Source organism: Microbacterium sp. CSI-V (assembly GCF_001984105.1).
Taxonomy (GTDB): Bacteria; Actinomycetota; Actinomycetes; order Actinomycetales; family Microbacteriaceae; genus Microbacterium.
Genome location: NZ_MTQM01000009.1, coordinates 1,206,188 through 1,223,561 on the forward strand (window position 1 = coordinate 1,206,188; position 17,374 = coordinate 1,223,561).

Here is a 17,374-nt window from a genome sequence, read left to right on the forward strand (position 1 = left end):
CCCAGACTAGGCGGGCGCTGCGACCGTCGCGGAGTCCTGATGGATCACGCTCGGTCCGCGAGGGGTCGCCGTCACCCGCACCTGAGCCGGCAGCTGGTCCTTCATCGACGCGACGTGGCTGATGACGCCGACCGTGCGGCCGCCCTGGCGCAGCTCGTCGAGCGTTCGCATCGCGAGGTCGAGGGTCTCGTCGTCGAGGGAGCCGAAGCCCTCGTCGATGAACAGGGTGTCGAGCCGGATGCCACCCGCCCGCGCCGTCACGACCTCGGCCAACCCGAGCGCGAGGGCGAGGGACGCGAGGAACGTCTCGCCGCCCGACAGCGACTGGGGCGGTCGGCATTGGCCGGTGAAGGCGTCCATGATCTCGAGTCCCAGACCGCTCGCGGCTCCCCGCGCGGCCAACGCGTCGGTGTGCTGCAGCCGGTAGCGACCGGCGGACATGTGGTCGAGACGGAGGTTCGCGGCATCCACGATCTCTTCCAGCTCGGCCGCGAGGACGAAGGTCTCGAGGGTCATCCGGCGGGTGTTCGGGGCACGGCCGGCCATCGTGTCGGCCAGGCGCGCGACGACCGCGTGCGCCTCGGACAGTCGCGCGACCGAGGAGCTGCCCGCATCGACCCGCTGGGCGAGATCGCGCACGCGCGTCGCCACCGCGGAGGCAGCGGCGTGAGCGGCGGCGGCGGACTCCACGGCGGAGCGGGCGTCGCGTACCGCCGCAGCCGCCGGGGCGAGGTCGATGGGCTCGTCGGGCGCCCCGACGAGGACGAGTTCGAGTTCGAGAAGTCGACGGCGGACGGCGGCGAGCGCGGCCTCGTGCTCGCCGACCGCGGATTCCAGGCGGCGGCGGGCGGCGGGGTCGCGAAGGGCGGTGCGCACGTCGTCCTCGTGGGCGAAGGCGCTCTCGCCCCGCAGCCCGTCGAAGGTCGCGCGCGCATCCGCGGCGGCACGGGTGCGCGTCTCGTGCTCGATCCGCGCGGCGATCACCGCGCGGACGGCGTCTCTGCGTGCCCGGAGGTCGCGGCGACGCGCCCGCACGCTGTCGAACGTGCCGCGTGCGTCCTCGACGGCCGCGCGCAGTGCCTCGGCGCGCTGAAGGTGCAGCGCGAGATCCTGACGGGCCGCGGCGAGCTCGTGCGCCCACCGCTCACTCTCGACCGAGTCCGCCTTCTCGCGGTCGAGGAGCTCGGCGCGCGCGGCGGCCAGGCGGTCGAACTCGGCCACGTCGGCCTCTGCGCGCGCGAGCGTCTCGCCGATGAGGTCGTGTCGCTCGCGAAGCGCGGTCACCGATTCTCCTCCGGCCCGGGCGGCGGCGAGCGCGTGAGCGTCACGGGCGACCCGCGAAGCGTCGGATGCCAGCCGGTCGAGCTCGGTCGCGGCGTTCTTGCGGTCTTCGGCGGCCGAGACCTCGGCGTCGGTGACGGGTTCGCCGGCGCCCACCGCGGGCGCCGGATGCTCGCGCGATCCGCAGACGGCGCACGGTTCGCCGTCCACGAGGGCGTGCGCGAGTTCGGCTGCGGCCCCGGCGAGCCGTCGCCGCAGGAGGGAGCTCCAGGCCTCGACGGCGAGACGCAGTTCGTCGGCGCGCACGAGCGCGGCGAGATCGGCGATGTCCCGCTCTTCGGCGAGCTTCTCGGCGTCCAGCGCCGCGTCGATCCGGCGGGCGACCTCGGTCCGTTCGGCCGCGGCGACGTCGCGACGGGAGGCGGCATCGGTCAGAGCCGCGATCCGCTGATCGAGGCCGGCGAGCGCGGCCGGCACCCCGTCGCGCCGCGTGCGGACCTCGTCGGCGGACCGCTCGGCACGCTCGACGTCCGCTCGACGCCGCGCGACGTCGGCCTCGATCGCCGCCCACTCGTCCTCGAGGGCGAGCGCCTCGTCGACGCGCGCGATCACCGTCGTGAGCTCGTCGTCGCGGATGGTGAGGTCGGCCGCTGCGTCGAGTCCGACCTCGCCGAGGTCGGCCGCCGCCCGGACCGCGGCGTCGACCGCGGCACGCGCGGGCTCGACCGCGCGCCGTGTGCGGTCGAGCGCGTCGACCGACGCCCGCAGGACCTCCGCGGCCGCCGCGGCCGCCGACTCCGCCCGCAGGACCGCGACGCGGTCGGCGTCGGACTCGAGGGCGGAGAGGTGCTGCCGCGCCGTCTGCCGCTCGACCTGACGCTCATGCATCGACGCCGCCTCGCGCTCCGCGGCGAGCGCGGCATCGAGCGCACCCTTCGCCGCCTCCCGCTCGTGCGCGGCTGCCTCGACGCGATACTGCAATCGCTCGACCGCGCGGATCAGACGAGCGAGCCGTTCGTCGATCGTCCGCGTCGCGTGCCCCGGGCCCTCGGACTCCGCAGCGTCTTCGCGCACGTCGGATCCGCCCACGGCATCGGCCTCCGGCCCGACCTCGCGGGCCGCGTCGGTCTCGGCGACCATGCGCTCCGCCTCGTCCAGCAGTGTCGACACCTCGGTGCCCTCCGCGGCCAGGCGCTCGGCCGCGCGCTTGCGCCGATCGTCGAGGGCCGTGGCGTACTGCTCGAACGAACGGGTGCCGAAGAGGGTGCGCAGCAGCGCCTGCCGTTCGTCGTTCTTGGCGAGGAGGAACCGGGCGAACCGATTCTGAGCGAGCAGAATCACCTGCAGGAACTGCTGCTGGGTGAGCCCGAGGATTTCGTCCAGGTGCGCCGCCACGTCGACCGGTCGCGCCGCGACACCCGTCCAGCCCTCGGGCTCGAGCACCTCGAGAGCGGCCCGATGGGGCTCCTTCGTGGTCCCCGCGCCGTTGCGCTTGGGACGCTCGTACTCGGGCGAGCGCGTGACGCGCCACCGGCGCCCCTCGGCGCTGAACTCGACCGTCACGCTCGTGGGGTCGTCGAGTCCGCAGTGATCGCTGCGCAGACGCCGCTCGGCTCCGTCGTAGCGGGGAACACCCCCGTAGAGGCCGTAGCAGACGCCGTCGAGGACGCTCGACTTCCCGGCGCCCGTGCGGCCCGCGATGAGGAAGATCCCGTCGTCGGCGAAGGCGTCGAAGTCGACGACCTGCCGTTCGAGGAACGGCCCGAAGCCCTCGAGTTCGAGGCGATGCAGCTTCACGACCGCGCCTCCGTCACGGCGCGCGCGTCGAGCACCTCTCGGATGAGCTCGCGCTCGGCGTCGGAGGCCCCTTCGCCCTCGCGCACGTGCGTGAGGAACGCGTCGATGATCTCGGTCTCGTCGCGGGCGGCGCGCACACGTCGGGCGTAGCCGAGGCCGTCGTCCTTCCGCGCCTCGGCCGGGGTGTGGGCGACCGTCGCGCACCAGGGGAACCGGGCCTGCAACCGGCGCATCGGATCGATCTGCGGAGTGGAGTCGGTGTACTCGGCCCGCACCCACTGGTCGACGTGCGCGTCGAACGCGGGATCGCCCAGCAGGTCGTCGAACGATGCCCGGAGAGTGACCAGCGGCCGCGGCACGGGCAGATCGAGCCACTGGACGGATGCCAGGCCCGTGGCATCCAGATCGATCAGCCACGACCCTCTCGGTTTGCCGGCCTCGCCGAAGCTGTAGTGCACGGGCGCGCCGGCGTAACGCACGCGGTCGGAGAGCTGCTGGCGCCCGTGGATGTGCCCGAGCGCGACGTAGTCGGGGCCGTCGAAGACCGGGAGCGGCACGTTGTCGAGCCCGCCCTGGCGGATCTCGCGCTCCACGCCGGGCGTCGCCTCGACACCGGCGGCGAAGCAGTGCGCGATGGCGACCGACCTTCCGCCGCGCGCCGCCAGGTCGCGGCGCACGAGGTCCATGGCGTGGCCGATGGTCTGCGCCTGGCTGCGCAGTTCGACACCCTCCCACAGGTGGCGCACGATCGCGGGCTCGAGGTAGGGGATGCCGTAGAAGTGGACCGGACCGTGCGCATCGTCGATCGTCACCGGGGAACCGACGGCGAGCGGGTCGGTGACGACCGTGATCTCTTCGCGCAGGAGGGCCGACTGGAAACCCAGCCGGGCTGCGGAATCGTGGTTGCCCGAGGTCACGATGACGCGTGCGCCGGCGTCGGCGAGCGCCGCGAGCGTGCCCGTCAGAAGCGGGTAGCAGGCCGCCGACGGAGCCGCCGAGTCGAACACGTCGCCCGCGACGATCACGACGTCGACGGCGTGCAGCCGCACCTGCTCGACGAGCGCACTGAGCACGTCGGCCAGGGCGTCGAGCGTCGAGTGGCCGTGGAACGACCGCCCGATGTGCCAGTCGGAGGTGTGCAGGATCCGCATGTTCACACGGTACGTCGGGCCTCCGACATCGACGCTCAGCCGGGGCGCGGGTCGCGCACGCCGAGGCGTCCGGCTCCGTCAGCCGGCGGCGACCTCGGCGGCGAGAGCACGGATGCGGTCGTCACCCAGGTCGAGGCCCACGTCGGAGAAGCGCTGACGGAGCACGTCGGCGATGCGCTCTTCGGACGCGTCGCCGACGTCGGCACGCGTCTGCACGACGACGCCGGCGATGCGCGCCTCGTCGTCGGTGGGGTGCGTGTCCATCGCGGGTGCGGACTGCTCGCCCGGTCGCGTCGTCTTACCCTCGGGGTGCACGGCGCCGCCGACGGAATCCGCCGGCGAGGCCCCGCCCTCGGGGCCGTCGGACGGCTGGGGGCTGCGGGAGTGGTCGGTCATGTCAGTCCTCCGTGCTCATGTCGGGGTCGATGCCCTGACTGGCGGCATCGCCTTCGATCGGGTCCGAGGGCTCGGCGTCGTTCAGACGCGGCGACCCCTTCGCCCGCTCGTTCTGCTCGGCGGTCTCGCCGTCGGCGACATCGCCGCTCACCCAGCCACCGGGAGGGTTCGCATCGATGACGCCCTCGGGAAGGTCGCGGTCGTCGGTCATGGCATCCCCTTTCGACGCTCCCAGCTTCGCCGCCGGGGTGCCCCCGCAGCCGGGGGTTGACGCTTCAGGGAGGCCCGGGTACCGGGTCGCTCAGCTTCGGGCGCGGAGGAGGCTCGCACGCTCGGGGTGGGCGTCGAACCACTCGCCCACGTACCAGCACACGGGGAGGATCTCGCGGTCTCCCGCCTGCTCGATGGCGTCGACCGCCCGCTCCACGACCACGGCGGCGTACCCTCGTCCGCGGAACGTGGGAATGGTGAACGCGCGCGTGAGCGCGATCGTGCGGCCGTCGTCGCGATAGTCGAGGACGGACACCAGATCATCGCCGTCGTGCAGGGTGTAGCGCGAGGCGGCACGATCGTCAGCGAAACGCAGGTCGGTCATGCACCTCACGGTACGCCGCTTCTCGGGAACGGGCGCCGGGAACGCAATGTGCGCAATGCACGGGCGCTTGCACGCCGAGAACAGAGCAGGATGCCACATCCTCGCCGGTCACGATTTGACGCAATCCGCCACGGTGGGTCATAATCGGCCGCATGACTCTCAACGCGCTTGCTCTGTCCGCCCGGGAGGCGAACGGAACTGCGGGCATCATGATGCCCGGCCGCGTTGTCATGTGTTGTCGAATGTGCCGCTAACAGCGACCCTCGCCCCGACGACCCCGCGCTTCTGAACGCCGGCGTCGTCGCCCGGTCGTCCGCCTTCCGCGTCGATCACGCGTACCCGGACACCGCGCTCCGGCCCCTCGGCCACACACCTCCCGCTGAACCCCGCTCCCTCGACGCCCGGGTTCACCACTGAAGGACACTTCCCTCATGTCGATCTCCGCCGTTCTCGACCGCCCCGCCACCACCGCCACTTCCGCCACCGCGGTCCGCCCGCAGCCCGCGCGTCGCGTCGTCGCCGCGCGGCCCGCCGCTCCGGCTGCCGCCCCCGCGACCCCCACCCCCGCGGCACGGGCCGCACTGCCCGCCGGGACCGCTCCCCGCGGCTTCGCCCTCTACGTCGGCATCGACGAGGCCAAGGCCGCCGAAGCCGGCGTCAGCCTCGGCACCCTTGTCGAGGCGCTGCGCCGCACGCTCGGCGAGCTCGCGCCCGCCGCCGAGACGTACGCGACGGTCGCACTCGCCCCGGCCGGTGCCGGCGGTCGCGACGTCGACGTGGTGCGGCTCGCCCTGCACGAACCCTCCGCCGTCGCCCGCACGAAGGAGGAGCCGGCCGAAGAGGACCGCGCTCCCCGCGGCGTCGTCGTCGACATCTCGCGCAAGCGCGTCCTCATCGACGGCGAGTCCGCCGCCTTCACCTTCAAGGAGTTCGAGCTGCTGCAGTACCTCGTGCTCCGCGAAGGCCGCACGATCGAGCGCACCGAGCTCGTCTCGTCGCTGTGGGAGGGCGCGACCGACGACGAAGCGCCCGGTGAGCGCACGATCGACGTGCACGTGCGGCGTCTGCGCGCGAAGCTCGGCGCGTACGAGGACATCGTCCGCACCGTGCGGGGGGTCGGTTACCGGTTCGACCGGCACGCCGACGTGTCCATCCGCTACGGCCACGGCACGCCCTCGCCCGACCGCTTCTGAGCAGCTACCCCGCTGAGCGTCATGTCGGCGGGGCGACGTAGGGTGTCGGCATGAGATCGACGCGGGTGCACGTGCGACCGTCGTCGCGCGACCCGCGACCGCCGATCGCCGAGCCCCTCCAGACGGAGTACCGCCCGGCTCGGCCCGTCGACGTCGAGGCCGCGGTCGGTGCGCAACGCCACGGACGCAACGACCCGACGTTCCTGGCGTCGGGCGCGCTGCGCACCGGGGGTGTGCTCTGGCGCGCGAGTCGCACCCCGACGGGCGTCGCGACGCTCGCGCTCCGCCGCACCGCCGACGGCACGGTCCGAGCCGCGGCGTGGGGTCCGGGCGCCGAGTGGGCGGTGGACCAGCTGCCCGCGCTGTGCGGCGCGCTCGACGAGCCCGACGGTTTTGACGCGTCGCGGCATCCGTCGGTCGCCGAGTGGCATCGACGGCACCCTGACCTCCGCATCGGTCGCACCGACCTCGTGTTCGATGCGCTGGTGAGCGCGGTCATGGAGCAGAAGGTCACGAGCCTCCAGGCGTTCTCCGCGTGGCGCAGCATCGTCACCTGGTACGGCGAGCGCGCCCCCGGTCCGACGCCGCGCCCGATGTTCGCCCCGCCGGACGTGGAGGGCTGGCGGCACGTACCGTCCTGGGCCTGGCATCGCGCGGGACTCGAACCGCCGCAGTCGCGCACGATCGTCGAGGCCGCGCGCCGGGGTGCCTCGGTCGAACGGGCAGCGCTGGATGCCGCGGACGGCGAGGCCCGCGACCGGGTGTTCATCAGCCTGCGCGGGGTCGGCGTCTGGACGAGCGCCGAGACGCGCATCCGGGCGTTCGGGGATCCGGATGCCGTGAGCATCGGCGACTACCACCTGGCTCACCAGGTGGGCTACGCCCTGACGGGGCACCGCACCGACGACGACGGCATGCTCGAACTCCTCGAGCCCTTCGCCGGGCACCGCCAGCGCGTCATCCGTCTGATCTACGCGGGAGCCGGACTGGAACCGCGACGCGGTCCGCGACTCGCGCCCGAAGACCACCGCGACCGGTGACCACCGCGACCGGTCGCGCGGGGCATCGCAGGCGGCGCGCGCCTAGGCTGGGCGCATGACGCACTCCGGGACGGGCTGGCCCCGCGGACGCACGTACTGGCTTCTCGGTTCCGTGGTGCTGCTGGGTGCCGGCATCCTGTTCGGTCTGGTATGGCAGAACGTGTGGCTCGGCCTGCTGCTGGCGGCCGTGATCTCGCTGGGGTGGCTCATCGCGTTCGAGTCGAACCGCGGACGCAACGTCGGCGTCAACGACCCCGACAACGGCGTCGAGCTCTGACGCGCGGGCTCAGGAACGTTCGACGCCGGCGGCGAAGGCGAGCACCCGGGCGGTCACGAACGGCGTGACGTAGCCCGCGGCCCCCGCGGCGGGCGTCGCCTGGGCGTCGATCGTCGCCTCCGCCAACGCGCCCCGGACGAACGGCGTCGTCGCCCCCGTTTCCGTCAGCGCATCGACCGCCGACACCGTGTACTCGTCGGCCACGGCGATCCGTCGCGCCGCCGCGTCCGCGGCATCCACGTCCGACGGCGGACGCACGGCCTGCGTCGCCGCGAGCACGGGCGACACGCGCGTGTATCCGACGAGAGCGATGCCGAGCGCGGCCCACCCGCGGTCGTCGGGAGCTCGTTCGGCCAGCTCGTCGCGCGCGCGGGCGAGGGCGAGCGCGCGCAGCGCCGCGGGGTCGGCCGCCGCCACGCGCGCCTCGGCGGCGTCGACGTCGATGCCGTCGGCGTCGGCGCGCGCCGCGATCACCCGTGACCGATACGCGTCGCCCGCCGCGATACCCGCCCGCCGCAGCAGCGAGGCCACCCCGTCGAGGTCGGCGTCGCCGACGAGTCGGCCACCGCCGCCCGCGGGCAGTCCGCTGACAGCCTGAGCCGTACGGAGGGACGACCGCGCGAGCGCGACGGCCGTGGTCGCGGCCAGGAGGGAGGAGTCGTCCACCGGTTCGGCGGACATGTCCTCGGCGTACCGGGCGAGGGCGTAGGCCTCGGTGGCGGCGGTCGCGGCACGGAGGACCGCGTCGAGATCGTCGAGGGTTTCGGGCGACCGCTGGTCGAGGTCGTCGAGGAGCCCCCCGGCGGCCTCGCGGACCCGCGCGGAATCCGCGGTCGCCTCCTCGGCGGGCGCCTGCGCCGATGCGGCGAGGGCCGCCGCGTCGGCGGCCGTCGTGGCAGCAGCGAACGCCGCCTCGGTCTCTCCCCCCGCGCGCAGGGCCGAGGCGTTGGCGAGCGCGGTGCGCGCCGGGTCGGCGAGCGCCGGGTCGGTCGCGGTCTCGAGGGACGCGGAGGCGGCCTGCAGGATCGCGTCCACGGCGGCGCCGAGCGGCCCGTCGTCCTCGGCGACGTCCACGGCCGCGGGGAGGGGCGACGGGGAGGGCGGCGGCGTGGGGAACGCCGCCTCCGGAAGGTCGTCCCCCGTCATCACGGCGTAGGCGCCGGCGATGTCGGCGACCTCGGTCACCGTCATCCCGCCGGTCGCGGCGAGCTGGTCGAGGTCGACCGTCTCGCCCTGCGCGTTCCGCACCATCCGCTGACCGGCCGGAACGAGGATCGTGTCGATCCCTCCGGCCTCGACGGCCGCGGCGACCTGCTCCGCCAGCCCCGCGACGGGTCGGATCGCGCCGAACGGGGTCACCGCTCCGGACAGGGCGACCCCCGACTGGATCTCGGTGCCGTAGTACAGCGCGAGGACGCCCACGGCGGTGACGGCGCCCGCCGCCGGGGTCGCGAGGCGCGTGTCGAAGCCGAACGTGTACGCGGTGTCCGGCCGCGCGCCGGTGAGGAGCGTCGCGGCGGTGACCGCCGTCCAGGTCGCGGACTGCGTGACCGGATCGACGCCGCTGACGTCGTTCTCGGTGATGTCGACGCTGAGGCCGTCGCCGTCGGCGGAGGACGCGGTGATGCGCTGGGCGGCCAGCACCCCTTTCTTGCCGCTCGCGTACAGCACGGGCACGGTGATCTCGCTGCCCTCGAACCGGCCGTCCGACCCGGTGCCGAAACCGAGGGAGAACTGAAGCCCGCACCCCGAGAGGACGAGGACGCACACGAGAGCGACGGCCGCGGCGGCGGTGCGTCTCACGACGGCCGCTCCGAGACGAACAGCGCGCACGTCGTGTCGTAGTAGTCGTCGGTCTCTCCGGCCGGCCGCATGCCGATGCGCTCGGCGACCGCCTGCGAGGCGCGGTTGTCGGGGTGGGTCACGGCGACCACACGAGGGATGCCGGTCGCGTGCGCGAGCGCGAGCACCGCCGCGGCGGCCTCCGTCGCGTACCCGCGGCCCTGGGCGTCGGGGTGGAAGTGCCAGCCGATCTCGACGTCGTCGGCTCGCCCGTCGCCCACACCGGCGGACCACGGGATGGGCTTCAGCAGGATCGCGCCCAGCCTCCGCCCGTCGGCTCGCGTGACGGCGCGGACGCCGAGGACCCCGTCGCCGCGGTCGCTCCACCGATCGAGCAGGGCGTCGACCTCGGCGGCATCCGTCATCGTCCGACCGTCGCCGATGTACCGACGCACCTCGGGACGGCGGTACATGTCGAACAGGAACGTCCGGTCGTCTTCCGCGCGGGTCCACTCCCGGAGCACGAGTCGCTCGGTGGCGAGGTGGGTGCGCCGCATCGGCAGGTGCGGGATGCCGTCCTCGGCGAAGGGCTCGCCCGAAACGATGAATCCGAAGCGGCCGTACCACTCGGCGAGCTGAGCCTGGGCATCGAGGAGGATCGGGATGCCGGGGGCCTCGGCATCCAGGATCCCCACAGCGGCGCGCATCAGGTCGGCGGCGAGCCCCCGGCCTCGCGCGGACGCGGCGGTCGCGACCCGCCCGATGCGGGTGTTGCAGCCTTCGCGCAGCACGCGCAGGGTCGCGAGCACGGCTCCGGATCCGTCCTCGGCCCAGAGCAGCTCGGCGCCGGGCTCGATGTCGCGGCCGTCGATCTCGGGGTACGCGGCCTCCTGCTCGACGACGAAGACGGACACCCGGAGCCACAGCAGACGGTAGAGGGTGAGCGGGGCGATGTCGGCGACGGGTGCGCGGCGGAACGTGACGGCCATCCCTCGACGCTATCGCGCCGTGTCGCTAGCCTGACCCTCGGGCGCCGGGCGCCCACCGCCCCGCCGCCCGCCACCGAGACAGGAGTACCGATGTCCTTCCAGGCGTACCTCGACGCGGTCGAGAAGAAGACCGGGCTGACGCCGCGCCAGCTCGTCGATCTCGCGACGGAACGCGGATTCGGCCCCGACACCAAGGCGACCCCGATCCTGGAGTGGCTGAAGACCGACTACGACCTCGGACGCGGTCACGGCATGGCTCTCGTGCACGTCATCACGAAGGGCCCGCGGATCAGCGCCACCCACGTCGGCTCCGGCGGCACGCACAGCGACCCGACCGACACGCTGTGGCTCGACGGCGCCGCGTCGAACCCGCACCGCTGACCGGACGGCTCAGCCGCCCCCGAACCGGCGCGAGGCGGCCATCTGCTCGGCGACCCGACGGAGGGCGAGAATGAGCGGTTCGACGAGCACGGTGCCGAGGACGACGTAGCGGACGGCCTCTTCAGCGGAGTCCGCGGGCGTCGCCTCGAGTTCCGCCTCGCCGATGGCGGCCAGATGCTCGACGTACGCGGCGAGCACGGGTTCCGGAACCGCGAACCCCGCACGGTCGAGCGCGTTCAGGGCGCGGGCGACGGCGGCGACCTGACCCGGCGCGCACTCGTCCGGCTCACCGCCGAAGCGGGCCACGAGCGCGCGCGCCGGCTCCAGGTCGAGGTGGGCGTCGTCGTCGGCCGGGTTCACCGCCGAGCTCGCTGCTCCGAGGAGCGCGCCGGGCGCCTCCGGGGGGTTCTCGAGCACGCCGATGACGTTGCGCACCCCGGCGATCCCGACACCGGCGGCGACGAGGGCCCGGATGACGCCGAGTCGGCGCAGGTGCGGTTCGCCGTACGTCGCCTGGGTCGGTGACGTCCGCTCCCCCTCGGGCAGCACGCGCTCGCGGAGGTAGTACTTGATCGTCGCCACGGAGACCCCGCTGCGAGCGGACAGTTCCGAGATGCGCATCGATTCCCCCTTGACTGGATAGTTTTACTATCCAACACTAGATAGTGACACTATCCAGTGAGGACGGGCCCATGGCATCCATCAATCCGGGTCGGATGACCCACCAGCACGACGGCGAACTGGTCGTCTTCCACATCGGCATGACCGTCAACCGGTGGTGGCGGCCCGACCTGTGGCTGCCCATCTCCGCCGAGATGGGGCCGATGCTGCGTGAACTCAGCACGGACCCCGAGTCGGGACTCCTCGGGTTCACGATGCTCATCGGAGCGCGCGGGCCGTACCTCGTGCAGTACTGGTCGTCGCTGGAGAAGCTGTACGCCTACGCGTCGGCCCCCGCGCAGGCGCACCGTCCGGCCTGGACCCGCTTCAACAAGCGCGCGCGGAAAGCGGCCGGTGCCGTGGGCATCTGGCACGAGACGTACCTCGTCGACCGCGCCGAGTCGATCTTCGTCGCGACGCCCGCGATGGGGCTGCCGAAGGCGACGGCGATCGTGCCCGTCGGCTCACGGCACGACCGAGCGGCGGCCCGCGCGGCCGACGGGCGCACGTCGGCGCGCCCGCCGGTCGAACCCGCGCAGTGACCGGACCGGCTCAGTACCCGCTACCCGGGTTCAGGATGCCGAGCGGATCGAACACCCGCTTGATCTCGTTGTGCAGCCGCACGGCGTCCTCGCCCAGTTCGCGCCGCGCCCATTCGCGCTTGAGTCGGCCGACACCGTGCTCGGCGGTCACCGTCCCGCCGAGCGACAGCGCCAGAGCGAAGATGTCGTCGGCGGCGCGGACGGCGGTCTCGGGCAGATCGCCCTCGCCCGGCTCGACCACGATGATCGGATGCAGGTTGCCGTCGCCGGCGTGACCGAACACGAAGATCGGCACCCCGTGGCGATCCGCGATCAGACGGATGCCGCTGATCGCCTCGGCCAGCCGGCTCCGCGGGACCGCGATGTCCTCGATCAGGGGACGACCGATGCGTTCCAGTGCCGGAAGCGCCTGACGCCGCGCGGACAGGAGGTCGGCGGCGCGCTCGGCATCCTCGGTCCACTCGTGACGGGTCGCGGTCGGAGCGACCGCCGCGAGGACGACGGCCATCTCCTCCGCGGCGCCGAAGCCGTCGGTCTGCGCGAGCAGCAGGGCCTCCCCCTGAGCGCGCAGCGCCGTCCCGGAGGCTGCGTCGATCGCCCCGAGCGTCGCGCCGTCGAGGATCTCGAGCACCGCGGGGCGCGCACCGCTCACCGCGATCGCGGCGACCGCGCGCGCCGCGTCCTCCAGCGTCGCGAAGAACGCGGAGGCCGTGGCCACCCGCTGCGGCGCCGGCAGCAGGCGCACGCGGGCCGCGACGACGATGCCGAGCGTCCCCTCGGACCCCACCACGAGGCCCGCCAGGTCGTACCCGGTGACGCCCTTGATGGTCGGCCGACCGAGGCGGACGAGCGAACCGTCGGCCAGGACCACGTCGACCGACAGCACCGCATCGCGTGTCACGCCGTACTTCGCGCCGCGCAGGCCCCCCGCGTTCGTGGCGATGTTGCCGCCGACCGTGGAGATGCCGACGCTGCCCGGATCCGGTGCGTACATCAGGCCGTGGGTGCGGGCCGCGGCATCCAGGTCGGCCGTGATGACGCCGGCCTCGACCTCCGCGGTGCCGTCCACCGGGTCGATCGAGCGGATGCGGGTGAGGCGGGAGAGATCGAGGACGATCGCGCCCTCCCCCGCGACGGCTCCGCCGGCCAGGCCCGAACCGGCCCCCCGGGTGATGAGGGGGGTGCCGGCGGCCGCCGCGCGCCGGACCGTCTCCTGCACCTCGGCGACGTCGCGGGCCACGACGACCTCGGTGGGCGCGCCCACCGGTCGGAGTCCCGAGCGGTCGATCGCCCGGTCGATCTCGGTCGCGGGAGCGGTCATGCACGGACCTTTCGTTCGGTTCGGAGAGCGGGGAGGACGTGCTCGGCGATGTCCTCGAGCAGGCGCGTGCTCTCGGCGAGACCGAACTCCGGCGGGAGGAACGCGATGAGGTCGTCCGCCTCGGCGACGGCGGGGTCGGCCTCGAACGGCACGCGGGTGTGGAAGCCGATGTGCAGTCCGCGGGCCGATGAGCCCGCCGAGGGGGCCGAGACCGCGAGCGCGCTCACGATGCCACCCCCGCCCGCGCGGCGTGGGCGATCTCGGCCGGCAACGGCACGCTGCCGGGACGGTCGCCCCGGGCGGCCAGGATGCCGAGGGCGTGCTGGATCGCCTCGGCGAGCGGGACCGTCCGGCCTGAACCCCGGGCCAGCAGCACGATGTCGCCGACGAGGTAGTCGCTCTCGACGCTCGTGCCGCGTTCGAGGCTCTGCCACGTCGACAGCCGCCCGGGCACGTGGCCCGGGACGTCCTCGACCGGGAGGAACCCCTGCTCGGCGGGTGCCACGGCCAGGTCGAGCCGCGCGAAGAGCGCCTCCGCCTCGCGACGCAGCGCGTCGGTCGCGGCATCCCGCTCCGCCGCGTCGACGTCGAAGACCTCCACCACGTTGCGGAGATTGGCCAGGAGCTTCCGCCGCTTCGTGGCCGCGATGTCGTCCACCACGGATGCCGCGAAGCCCGCGCGGGCGAGATCCTCCCGCACGGCCTCGACGAACGGCGCACCCGCGGCCGTCGCCGCGCCCACGCGCGCGACACCGATCGTCGGCCACGAGGGCGAGACGACCTCGCCCGGGCGCAGGTGACTGGCGGCGATCCCGACGGAGACGCCCACCACGGCCGCCGAACGCCGCGACGCGACGGCTTCGGCGGAGAGCCCGTTCTGCAGCGTCACCACCGGCAGGTCCGCCACCGCTCCTCCCCCGGCGAGGGGGCGCCACGCGACGGAGGCCAGCGCCTGCTCGGCATCCTGCGCCTTCACCGCGAGGACGACGGAATCGCCCTCCGCCGGCTCGGCGGCGTCGACCGATCCGACCACGTCCACGACGACGGTCTCGTCGCCGTGCGGGCGGCGGACGGTCACGCCGCGCTCACGGATGACCTCGAGCGCCGCCCCGCGCGCGACGAGCACGGCGGGCACGCCCGCGGCCCGCCACTGCGCGGCCAGGAGGGCGCCCAGGGCTCCCGCCCCGACGATGAGCCGGCGTCCGCTCACGCGACGTTCCGCCGACCGAACACGACCTCGGGGTCGATCCCGCGCCGGGCGACCTCTTCGCGCACGAGCGGGATGACCAGGCGCCCGGCATCCACCGCGTCGTTCAGGTCGCCGAGCGTCGGGAGCGAGACGATGTCGGCGCCGAGCTCGACGTACCGGACGATGGCCTCGGCGATCGTCTCGGGCGAGCCGACGAGCAGCGACGATGCGCCACCGGAACCGGCGACGCCGCGCGGGGTCCACAGGACGCCGCCGTCGTGTTCCTCGGACTGCTCCGAGAGCTCGCGCAGACGCACCGAGCCGACGTTCGTGCTGTTGATGTCCTTCACCTTCTCGTAGAAGGGGCGGGCGGCCTCGAGGATGGCCCGGGCCTTCTCGCGGGCGAGCGCGTCGGTCGCGGCGACCACCGGGCGGAACGTGACCCAGAACCGGAGGCGGTCGGTGCGCCCCGCGGCACGGGCGTGGGCGTAGACCCGGTCGATCTGCTCGGCCGTCTGCGCGAGGGGCTCGCCCCACAGCGCGAAGATGTCGGCGTGCGCGCCGCCGGACGCGTAGGCGAATTCGCTGGACCCCCCGAGGGACACGGGGAGCGCGCCGCCGGAGTGGGTCGCGTATCCGGGCCCGAAGCCGTCGAAGCGGTAGAACTCGCCCTCATGCGAGAACGGCTGCTTCTCCGTCCACACGCGGCGGAGGACCTGGATGAACTCGGACGAGCGGCGGTAGCGCTGCTCCTTGTCGAGGTAGTCGCCCTGGCGGGCCTGCTCCTGGTCGCTGCCGCCGGAGATGATGTGGACGAGCGCCCGCCCGCCCGAGAGCTGGTCGAGCGTGGACAGCCCCTGGGCGGCGACGGTGGGGAACGCCGAGTTCGGACGCACCGCGACAACGGTCTTGAGCTTCTGCGTCGCGGCGAGGACGGTCGCGGCGAGCGCGTACTGATCGGCGCTGGCCGAGGCGTACGGGATCAGCGTGTAGTCGAAGCCGTAGGCCTCGATGGTGCGTGCGTAGTGGCGCAGCCAGTCCACGTCGATCGGCGTGGTGAAGGTGTTCCCGCCGGGAGCCGAGGACCCGGGGGGACGACTGCCGACCATGTTGACGAATTCGACGGGCATGGGAGTTCCTTTCGCGAGAGACGGAGGTTCAGACCGTGGCGGGCACGGAGGATCGGATGCCGCGGGGATCGGGGACGGCGGCGACGAGGGAGCGGGTGTAGGGGTGCCGGGGCGTGTCGAGCACCTCGGCCGCGGTGCCGTGTTCCACGACGCGGCCGTGACGGAGGACGGTGACGGTGTCCGCGATCTGGCGGACGAGCGCGAGATCGTGCGAGACGAACAGGTAGGTCAGACCCCGCTCGACCTGCAGTCGCGTGAGCACGTCGAGGATCTCGGCCTGGACGGTGACGTCGAGCGCGCTCGTGGGTTCGTCGAGCACCAGCACGTCGGGCTCGAGGACGAGGGCACGGGCGATCGCGACGCGCTGGCGCTGGCCGCCCGAGAGGGCCGCGGCGCGGCGCCGCCACAGGTGCTCGCGCAGCCCGACCGCGGACAGCACGGCACGGGCCGCCTCCCGCCGCGCGCGCCGGTCGCCCACGCGATAGCGGTCGAGAGGCTCGCGGACCAGGCTCTCGACGTGCCACGACGGGTCGAGCGACGTGAAGGGGTTCTGGTACACCAGCTGCAGATGGCGCCGCACGGTGCGCAGGTCCTTGCGGGAACGCCCGTACACGGTGTCACCCGCGACGCGGAGGTCGCCGGCATCCGGAGTCTCCAAGCCCAGGAGGAGGCGGACGGTCGTCGTCTTTCCGGAACCCGATTCGCCGACGAGTGCGTGGGTGCTTCCGGCGGCCACCTCGAACGAGACGTCGTCGACCGCGCGCAGCTCCTCCCCGCCGACACGAAAGGTCTTCACGACGTCGGACACCTGCACGGCGGGGCGGGCGGGGTCGATGCGCCGTTCCGCCAGCACCGCCCGGTAGCGGTCGGGCGAGAGCGCGGGGACATCGGCGCGGAGCGCGGCGGCGTACTCGGAGCGCGGCGAGGCGAACACCTGCGCCACCGGCCCCGCCTCCTGGATCACGCCGTCGCGCAGCACGACGAGGTCGTCGGCGCGTTCGGCCGCGAGCGCGAGGTCGTGCGTGATGAGGAGCAGGCCGATCCCGAGGGATGTCCGGAGGTCGGTGAGCAGGTCGAGGATGCGCTTCTGGATCGTCACGTCCAGGGCGCTCGTGGGCTCGTCGGCGACGAGGAGCGCCGGCTCGGGGAGGACGGCGAGCCCGATCAGCACGCGCTGGAGCATCCCTCCGGAGAGCTGGTGCGGGTACGAGCGGTACACGCGCTCCGGATCGGCCAGCCCCACGCGGTCGAAGACCTCGAGGATGGCGGCGCGGCGGAGCGCGGCATCCCGCTCCCCGGTGAGGGCGGCCGCCTCGTGCGCCTGGCTGCCGATGGTACGGACGGGGTTGAGGGCCGATGCGGGGTCCTGCGGCACGAACCCGAGACGGCGTCCGCGCAGGGGGCGGAAGCGGGCGAGGGGCAGGCCCAGCACGTCGTCGCCCTCGAGCAGCACGCGGCCTTCGGCATGACCGGAGTCGCGCGGGAGGAGCCGCAGCACGGCCTTCGCGATGGTCGACTTGCCCGAGCCGGACTCGCCGATGAGGGCGAGGCTCCGGCCGCGCTGCAGATCGAACGAGACGTCGGAGACGACCCGGCGGCCGCCGTACGAGATGGACAGGTCGCGCACGGAGAGGAGGGTGTCCGTCATGG

General features: G+C 73.7%; 18 protein-coding genes. 5 read left to right on the forward strand and 13 right to left on the reverse strand.

The features are described 5' to 3' along the window. Positions 1-6 precede the first annotated feature (6 nt). The 5 genes from CSIV_RS16675 to CSIV_RS16695 all read right to left on the reverse strand — a co-directional run bounded on the left by CSIV_RS16675 (position 7) and on the right by CSIV_RS16695 (position 5,220). Positions 7-3,078 carry an AAA family ATPase gene (locus CSIV_RS16675; RefSeq protein ID WP_077052425.1) on the reverse strand — a complete coding sequence of 1,024 codons (3,072 nt, stop codon included), beginning with the start codon at positions 3,076-3,078 and terminating at the stop codon, positions 7-9. Then, entirely contained in the window at positions 3,075-4,229 is a 1,155-nt protein-coding gene (locus tag CSIV_RS16680) for an exonuclease SbcCD subunit D (protein WP_077052426.1), read from the reverse strand. Before CSIV_RS16680 ends, CSIV_RS16675 begins: the two co-directional genes overlap by 4 nt. Before the next feature lie 78 nt (positions 4,230-4,307). Continuing rightward, complete coding sequence (locus CSIV_RS18180) at positions 4,308-4,625, reverse strand: hypothetical protein (protein ID WP_077052427.1); 318 nt, start codon at positions 4,623-4,625, stop codon at positions 4,308-4,310. A 1-nt stretch (position 4,626) separates the two neighbouring features. Beyond that, positions 4,627-4,836 (reverse strand): hypothetical protein, encoded by a 210-nt coding sequence (locus CSIV_RS16690; protein ID WP_077052428.1) that lies wholly within the window; start codon positions 4,834-4,836, stop codon positions 4,627-4,629. A gap of 90 nt (positions 4,837-4,926) precedes the next feature. Further along, on the reverse strand, positions 4,927-5,220 hold the full coding sequence (locus CSIV_RS16695; RefSeq protein WP_077052429.1) for a GNAT family N-acetyltransferase: 294 nt from the start codon (positions 5,218-5,220) through the stop codon (positions 4,927-4,929). A 431-nt stretch (positions 5,221-5,651) separates the two neighbouring features. Between CSIV_RS16695 and CSIV_RS16700 the strand changes: the two genes are divergently transcribed. The 3 genes from CSIV_RS16700 to CSIV_RS16710 are packed head-to-tail and all read left to right on the forward strand — an operon-like array spanning position 5,652 to position 7,730. Next, a complete protein-coding gene (locus tag CSIV_RS16700) occupies positions 5,652-6,413 on the forward strand; it encodes a winged helix-turn-helix domain-containing protein (protein WP_077052430.1) in 762 nt (253 codons plus the stop codon). A 50-nt stretch (positions 6,414-6,463) separates the two neighbouring features. Further along, positions 6,464-7,453: a DNA-3-methyladenine glycosylase family protein gene (locus CSIV_RS16705; protein ID WP_077052431.1), complete on the forward strand. Its 990-nt coding sequence runs from the start codon at positions 6,464-6,466 to the stop codon at positions 7,451-7,453. A gap of 55 nt (positions 7,454-7,508) precedes the next feature. Beyond that, entirely contained in the window at positions 7,509-7,730 is a 222-nt protein-coding gene (locus CSIV_RS16710; RefSeq protein WP_077052432.1) for a hypothetical protein, read from the forward strand. A 9-nt stretch (positions 7,731-7,739) separates the two neighbouring features. On the opposite strand, the gene CSIV_RS16715 is transcribed toward CSIV_RS16710, so the two are convergent. Both CSIV_RS16715 and CSIV_RS18765 read right to left on the reverse strand, forming a co-directional pair. Further along, the gene (locus CSIV_RS16715; RefSeq protein WP_160897447.1) at positions 7,740-9,533 is read right to left on the reverse strand and encodes a S16 family serine protease; all 1,794 of its coding nucleotides are present in this window, start codon (positions 9,531-9,533) and stop codon (positions 7,740-7,742) included. Further along, positions 9,530-10,501 (reverse strand): GNAT family N-acetyltransferase, encoded by a 972-nt coding sequence (locus CSIV_RS18765; protein WP_083735195.1) that lies wholly within the window; start codon positions 10,499-10,501, stop codon positions 9,530-9,532. Before CSIV_RS18765 ends, CSIV_RS16715 begins: the two co-directional genes overlap by 4 nt. Before the next feature lie 90 nt (positions 10,502-10,591). Between CSIV_RS18765 and CSIV_RS16725 the strand changes: the two genes are divergently transcribed. After that, positions 10,592-10,882: a DUF4287 domain-containing protein gene (locus CSIV_RS16725; protein ID WP_077052434.1), complete on the forward strand. Its 291-nt coding sequence runs from the start codon at positions 10,592-10,594 to the stop codon at positions 10,880-10,882. A 9-nt stretch (positions 10,883-10,891) separates the two neighbouring features. Here CSIV_RS16725 and CSIV_RS16730 read toward each other — a convergent pair whose 3' ends face one another. Further along, positions 10,892-11,503, reverse strand: coding sequence for a MerR family transcriptional regulator (locus CSIV_RS16730; protein WP_077052435.1), 612 nt, complete (start codon positions 11,501-11,503; stop codon positions 10,892-10,894). A gap of 71 nt (positions 11,504-11,574) precedes the next feature. Between CSIV_RS16730 and CSIV_RS16735 the strand changes: the two genes are divergently transcribed. Next, positions 11,575-12,084 carry a DUF4188 domain-containing protein gene (locus tag CSIV_RS16735; RefSeq protein WP_077052436.1) on the forward strand — a complete coding sequence of 170 codons (510 nt, stop codon included), beginning with the start codon at positions 11,575-11,577 and terminating at the stop codon, positions 12,082-12,084. Positions 12,085-12,094: 10 nt separating this feature from the next. Here CSIV_RS16735 and CSIV_RS16740 read toward each other — a convergent pair whose 3' ends face one another. Genes CSIV_RS16740 through CSIV_RS16760 form a run of 5 tightly spaced genes read right to left on the reverse strand, consistent with a single transcriptional unit; the run spans position 12,095 to position 17,372 of the window. Beyond that, positions 12,095-13,405: an FAD-binding oxidoreductase gene (locus tag CSIV_RS16740; RefSeq protein WP_077052437.1), complete on the reverse strand. Its 1,311-nt coding sequence runs from the start codon at positions 13,403-13,405 to the stop codon at positions 12,095-12,097. After that, positions 13,402-13,632, reverse strand: a complete 231-nt coding sequence (locus CSIV_RS16745) for a hypothetical protein (protein ID WP_077052438.1) — start codon at positions 13,630-13,632, stop codon at positions 13,402-13,404. Before CSIV_RS16745 ends, CSIV_RS16740 begins: the two co-directional genes overlap by 4 nt. Beyond that, positions 13,629-14,615, reverse strand: coding sequence for a ketopantoate reductase family protein (locus tag CSIV_RS16750; protein WP_077052439.1), 987 nt, complete (start codon positions 14,613-14,615; stop codon positions 13,629-13,631). Before CSIV_RS16750 ends, CSIV_RS16745 begins: the two co-directional genes overlap by 4 nt. Next, a complete protein-coding gene (locus CSIV_RS16755) occupies positions 14,612-15,724 on the reverse strand; it encodes an LLM class flavin-dependent oxidoreductase (RefSeq protein WP_077052440.1) in 1,113 nt (370 codons plus the stop codon). Before CSIV_RS16755 ends, CSIV_RS16750 begins: the two co-directional genes overlap by 4 nt. Positions 15,725-15,752: 28 nt before the next feature. Then, positions 15,753-17,372 carry a dipeptide ABC transporter ATP-binding protein gene (locus CSIV_RS16760; protein WP_077052441.1) on the reverse strand — a complete coding sequence of 540 codons (1,620 nt, stop codon included), beginning with the start codon at positions 17,370-17,372 and terminating at the stop codon, positions 15,753-15,755. Positions 17,373-17,374: the final 2 nt, after the last annotated feature.

What these genes read in the sequence shown, in the direction of transcription:
- CSIV_RS16705 (WP_077052431.1), top strand. Translation starts at nt 6,464, where the DNA reads ATGAGATCGACGCGGGTGCACGTGCGACCGTCGTCGCGCGACCCGCGA.
- CSIV_RS16735 (WP_077052436.1), top strand. Translation starts at nt 11,575, where the DNA reads ATGGCATCCATCAATCCGGGTCGGATGACCCACCAGCACGACGGCGAA.
- CSIV_RS16690 (WP_077052428.1), bottom strand. Translation starts at nt 4,836, where the DNA reads ATGACCGACGACCGCGACCTTCCCGAGGGCGTCATCGATGCGAACCCT.
- CSIV_RS16755 (WP_077052440.1), bottom strand. Translation starts at nt 15,724, where the DNA reads ATGCCCGTCGAATTCGTCAACATGGTCGGCAGTCGTCCCCCCGGGTCC.
- CSIV_RS16760 (WP_077052441.1), bottom strand. Translation starts at nt 17,372, where the DNA reads ATGACGGACACCCTCCTCTCCGTGCGCGACCTGTCCATCTCGTACGGC.
- CSIV_RS16725 (WP_077052434.1), top strand. Translation starts at nt 10,592, where the DNA reads ATGTCCTTCCAGGCGTACCTCGACGCGGTCGAGAAGAAGACCGGGCTG.
- CSIV_RS18180 (WP_077052427.1), bottom strand. Translation starts at nt 4,625, where the DNA reads ATGACCGACCACTCCCGCAGCCCCCAGCCGTCCGACGGCCCCGAGGGC.
- CSIV_RS16695 (WP_077052429.1), bottom strand. Translation starts at nt 5,220, where the DNA reads ATGACCGACCTGCGTTTCGCTGACGATCGTGCCGCCTCGCGCTACACC.
- CSIV_RS16710 (WP_077052432.1), top strand. Translation starts at nt 7,509, where the DNA reads ATGACGCACTCCGGGACGGGCTGGCCCCGCGGACGCACGTACTGGCTT.
- CSIV_RS16730 (WP_077052435.1), bottom strand. Translation starts at nt 11,503, where the DNA reads ATGCGCATCTCGGAACTGTCCGCTCGCAGCGGGGTCTCCGTGGCGACG.
- CSIV_RS18765 (WP_083735195.1), bottom strand. Translation starts at nt 10,501, where the DNA reads ATGGCCGTCACGTTCCGCCGCGCACCCGTCGCCGACATCGCCCCGCTC.
- CSIV_RS16700 (WP_077052430.1), top strand. Translation starts at nt 5,652, where the DNA reads ATGTCGATCTCCGCCGTTCTCGACCGCCCCGCCACCACCGCCACTTCC.
- CSIV_RS16680 (WP_077052426.1), bottom strand. Translation starts at nt 4,229, where the DNA reads ATGCGGATCCTGCACACCTCCGACTGGCACATCGGGCGGTCGTTCCAC.
- CSIV_RS16740 (WP_077052437.1), bottom strand. Translation starts at nt 13,405, where the DNA reads ATGACCGCTCCCGCGACCGAGATCGACCGGGCGATCGACCGCTCGGGA.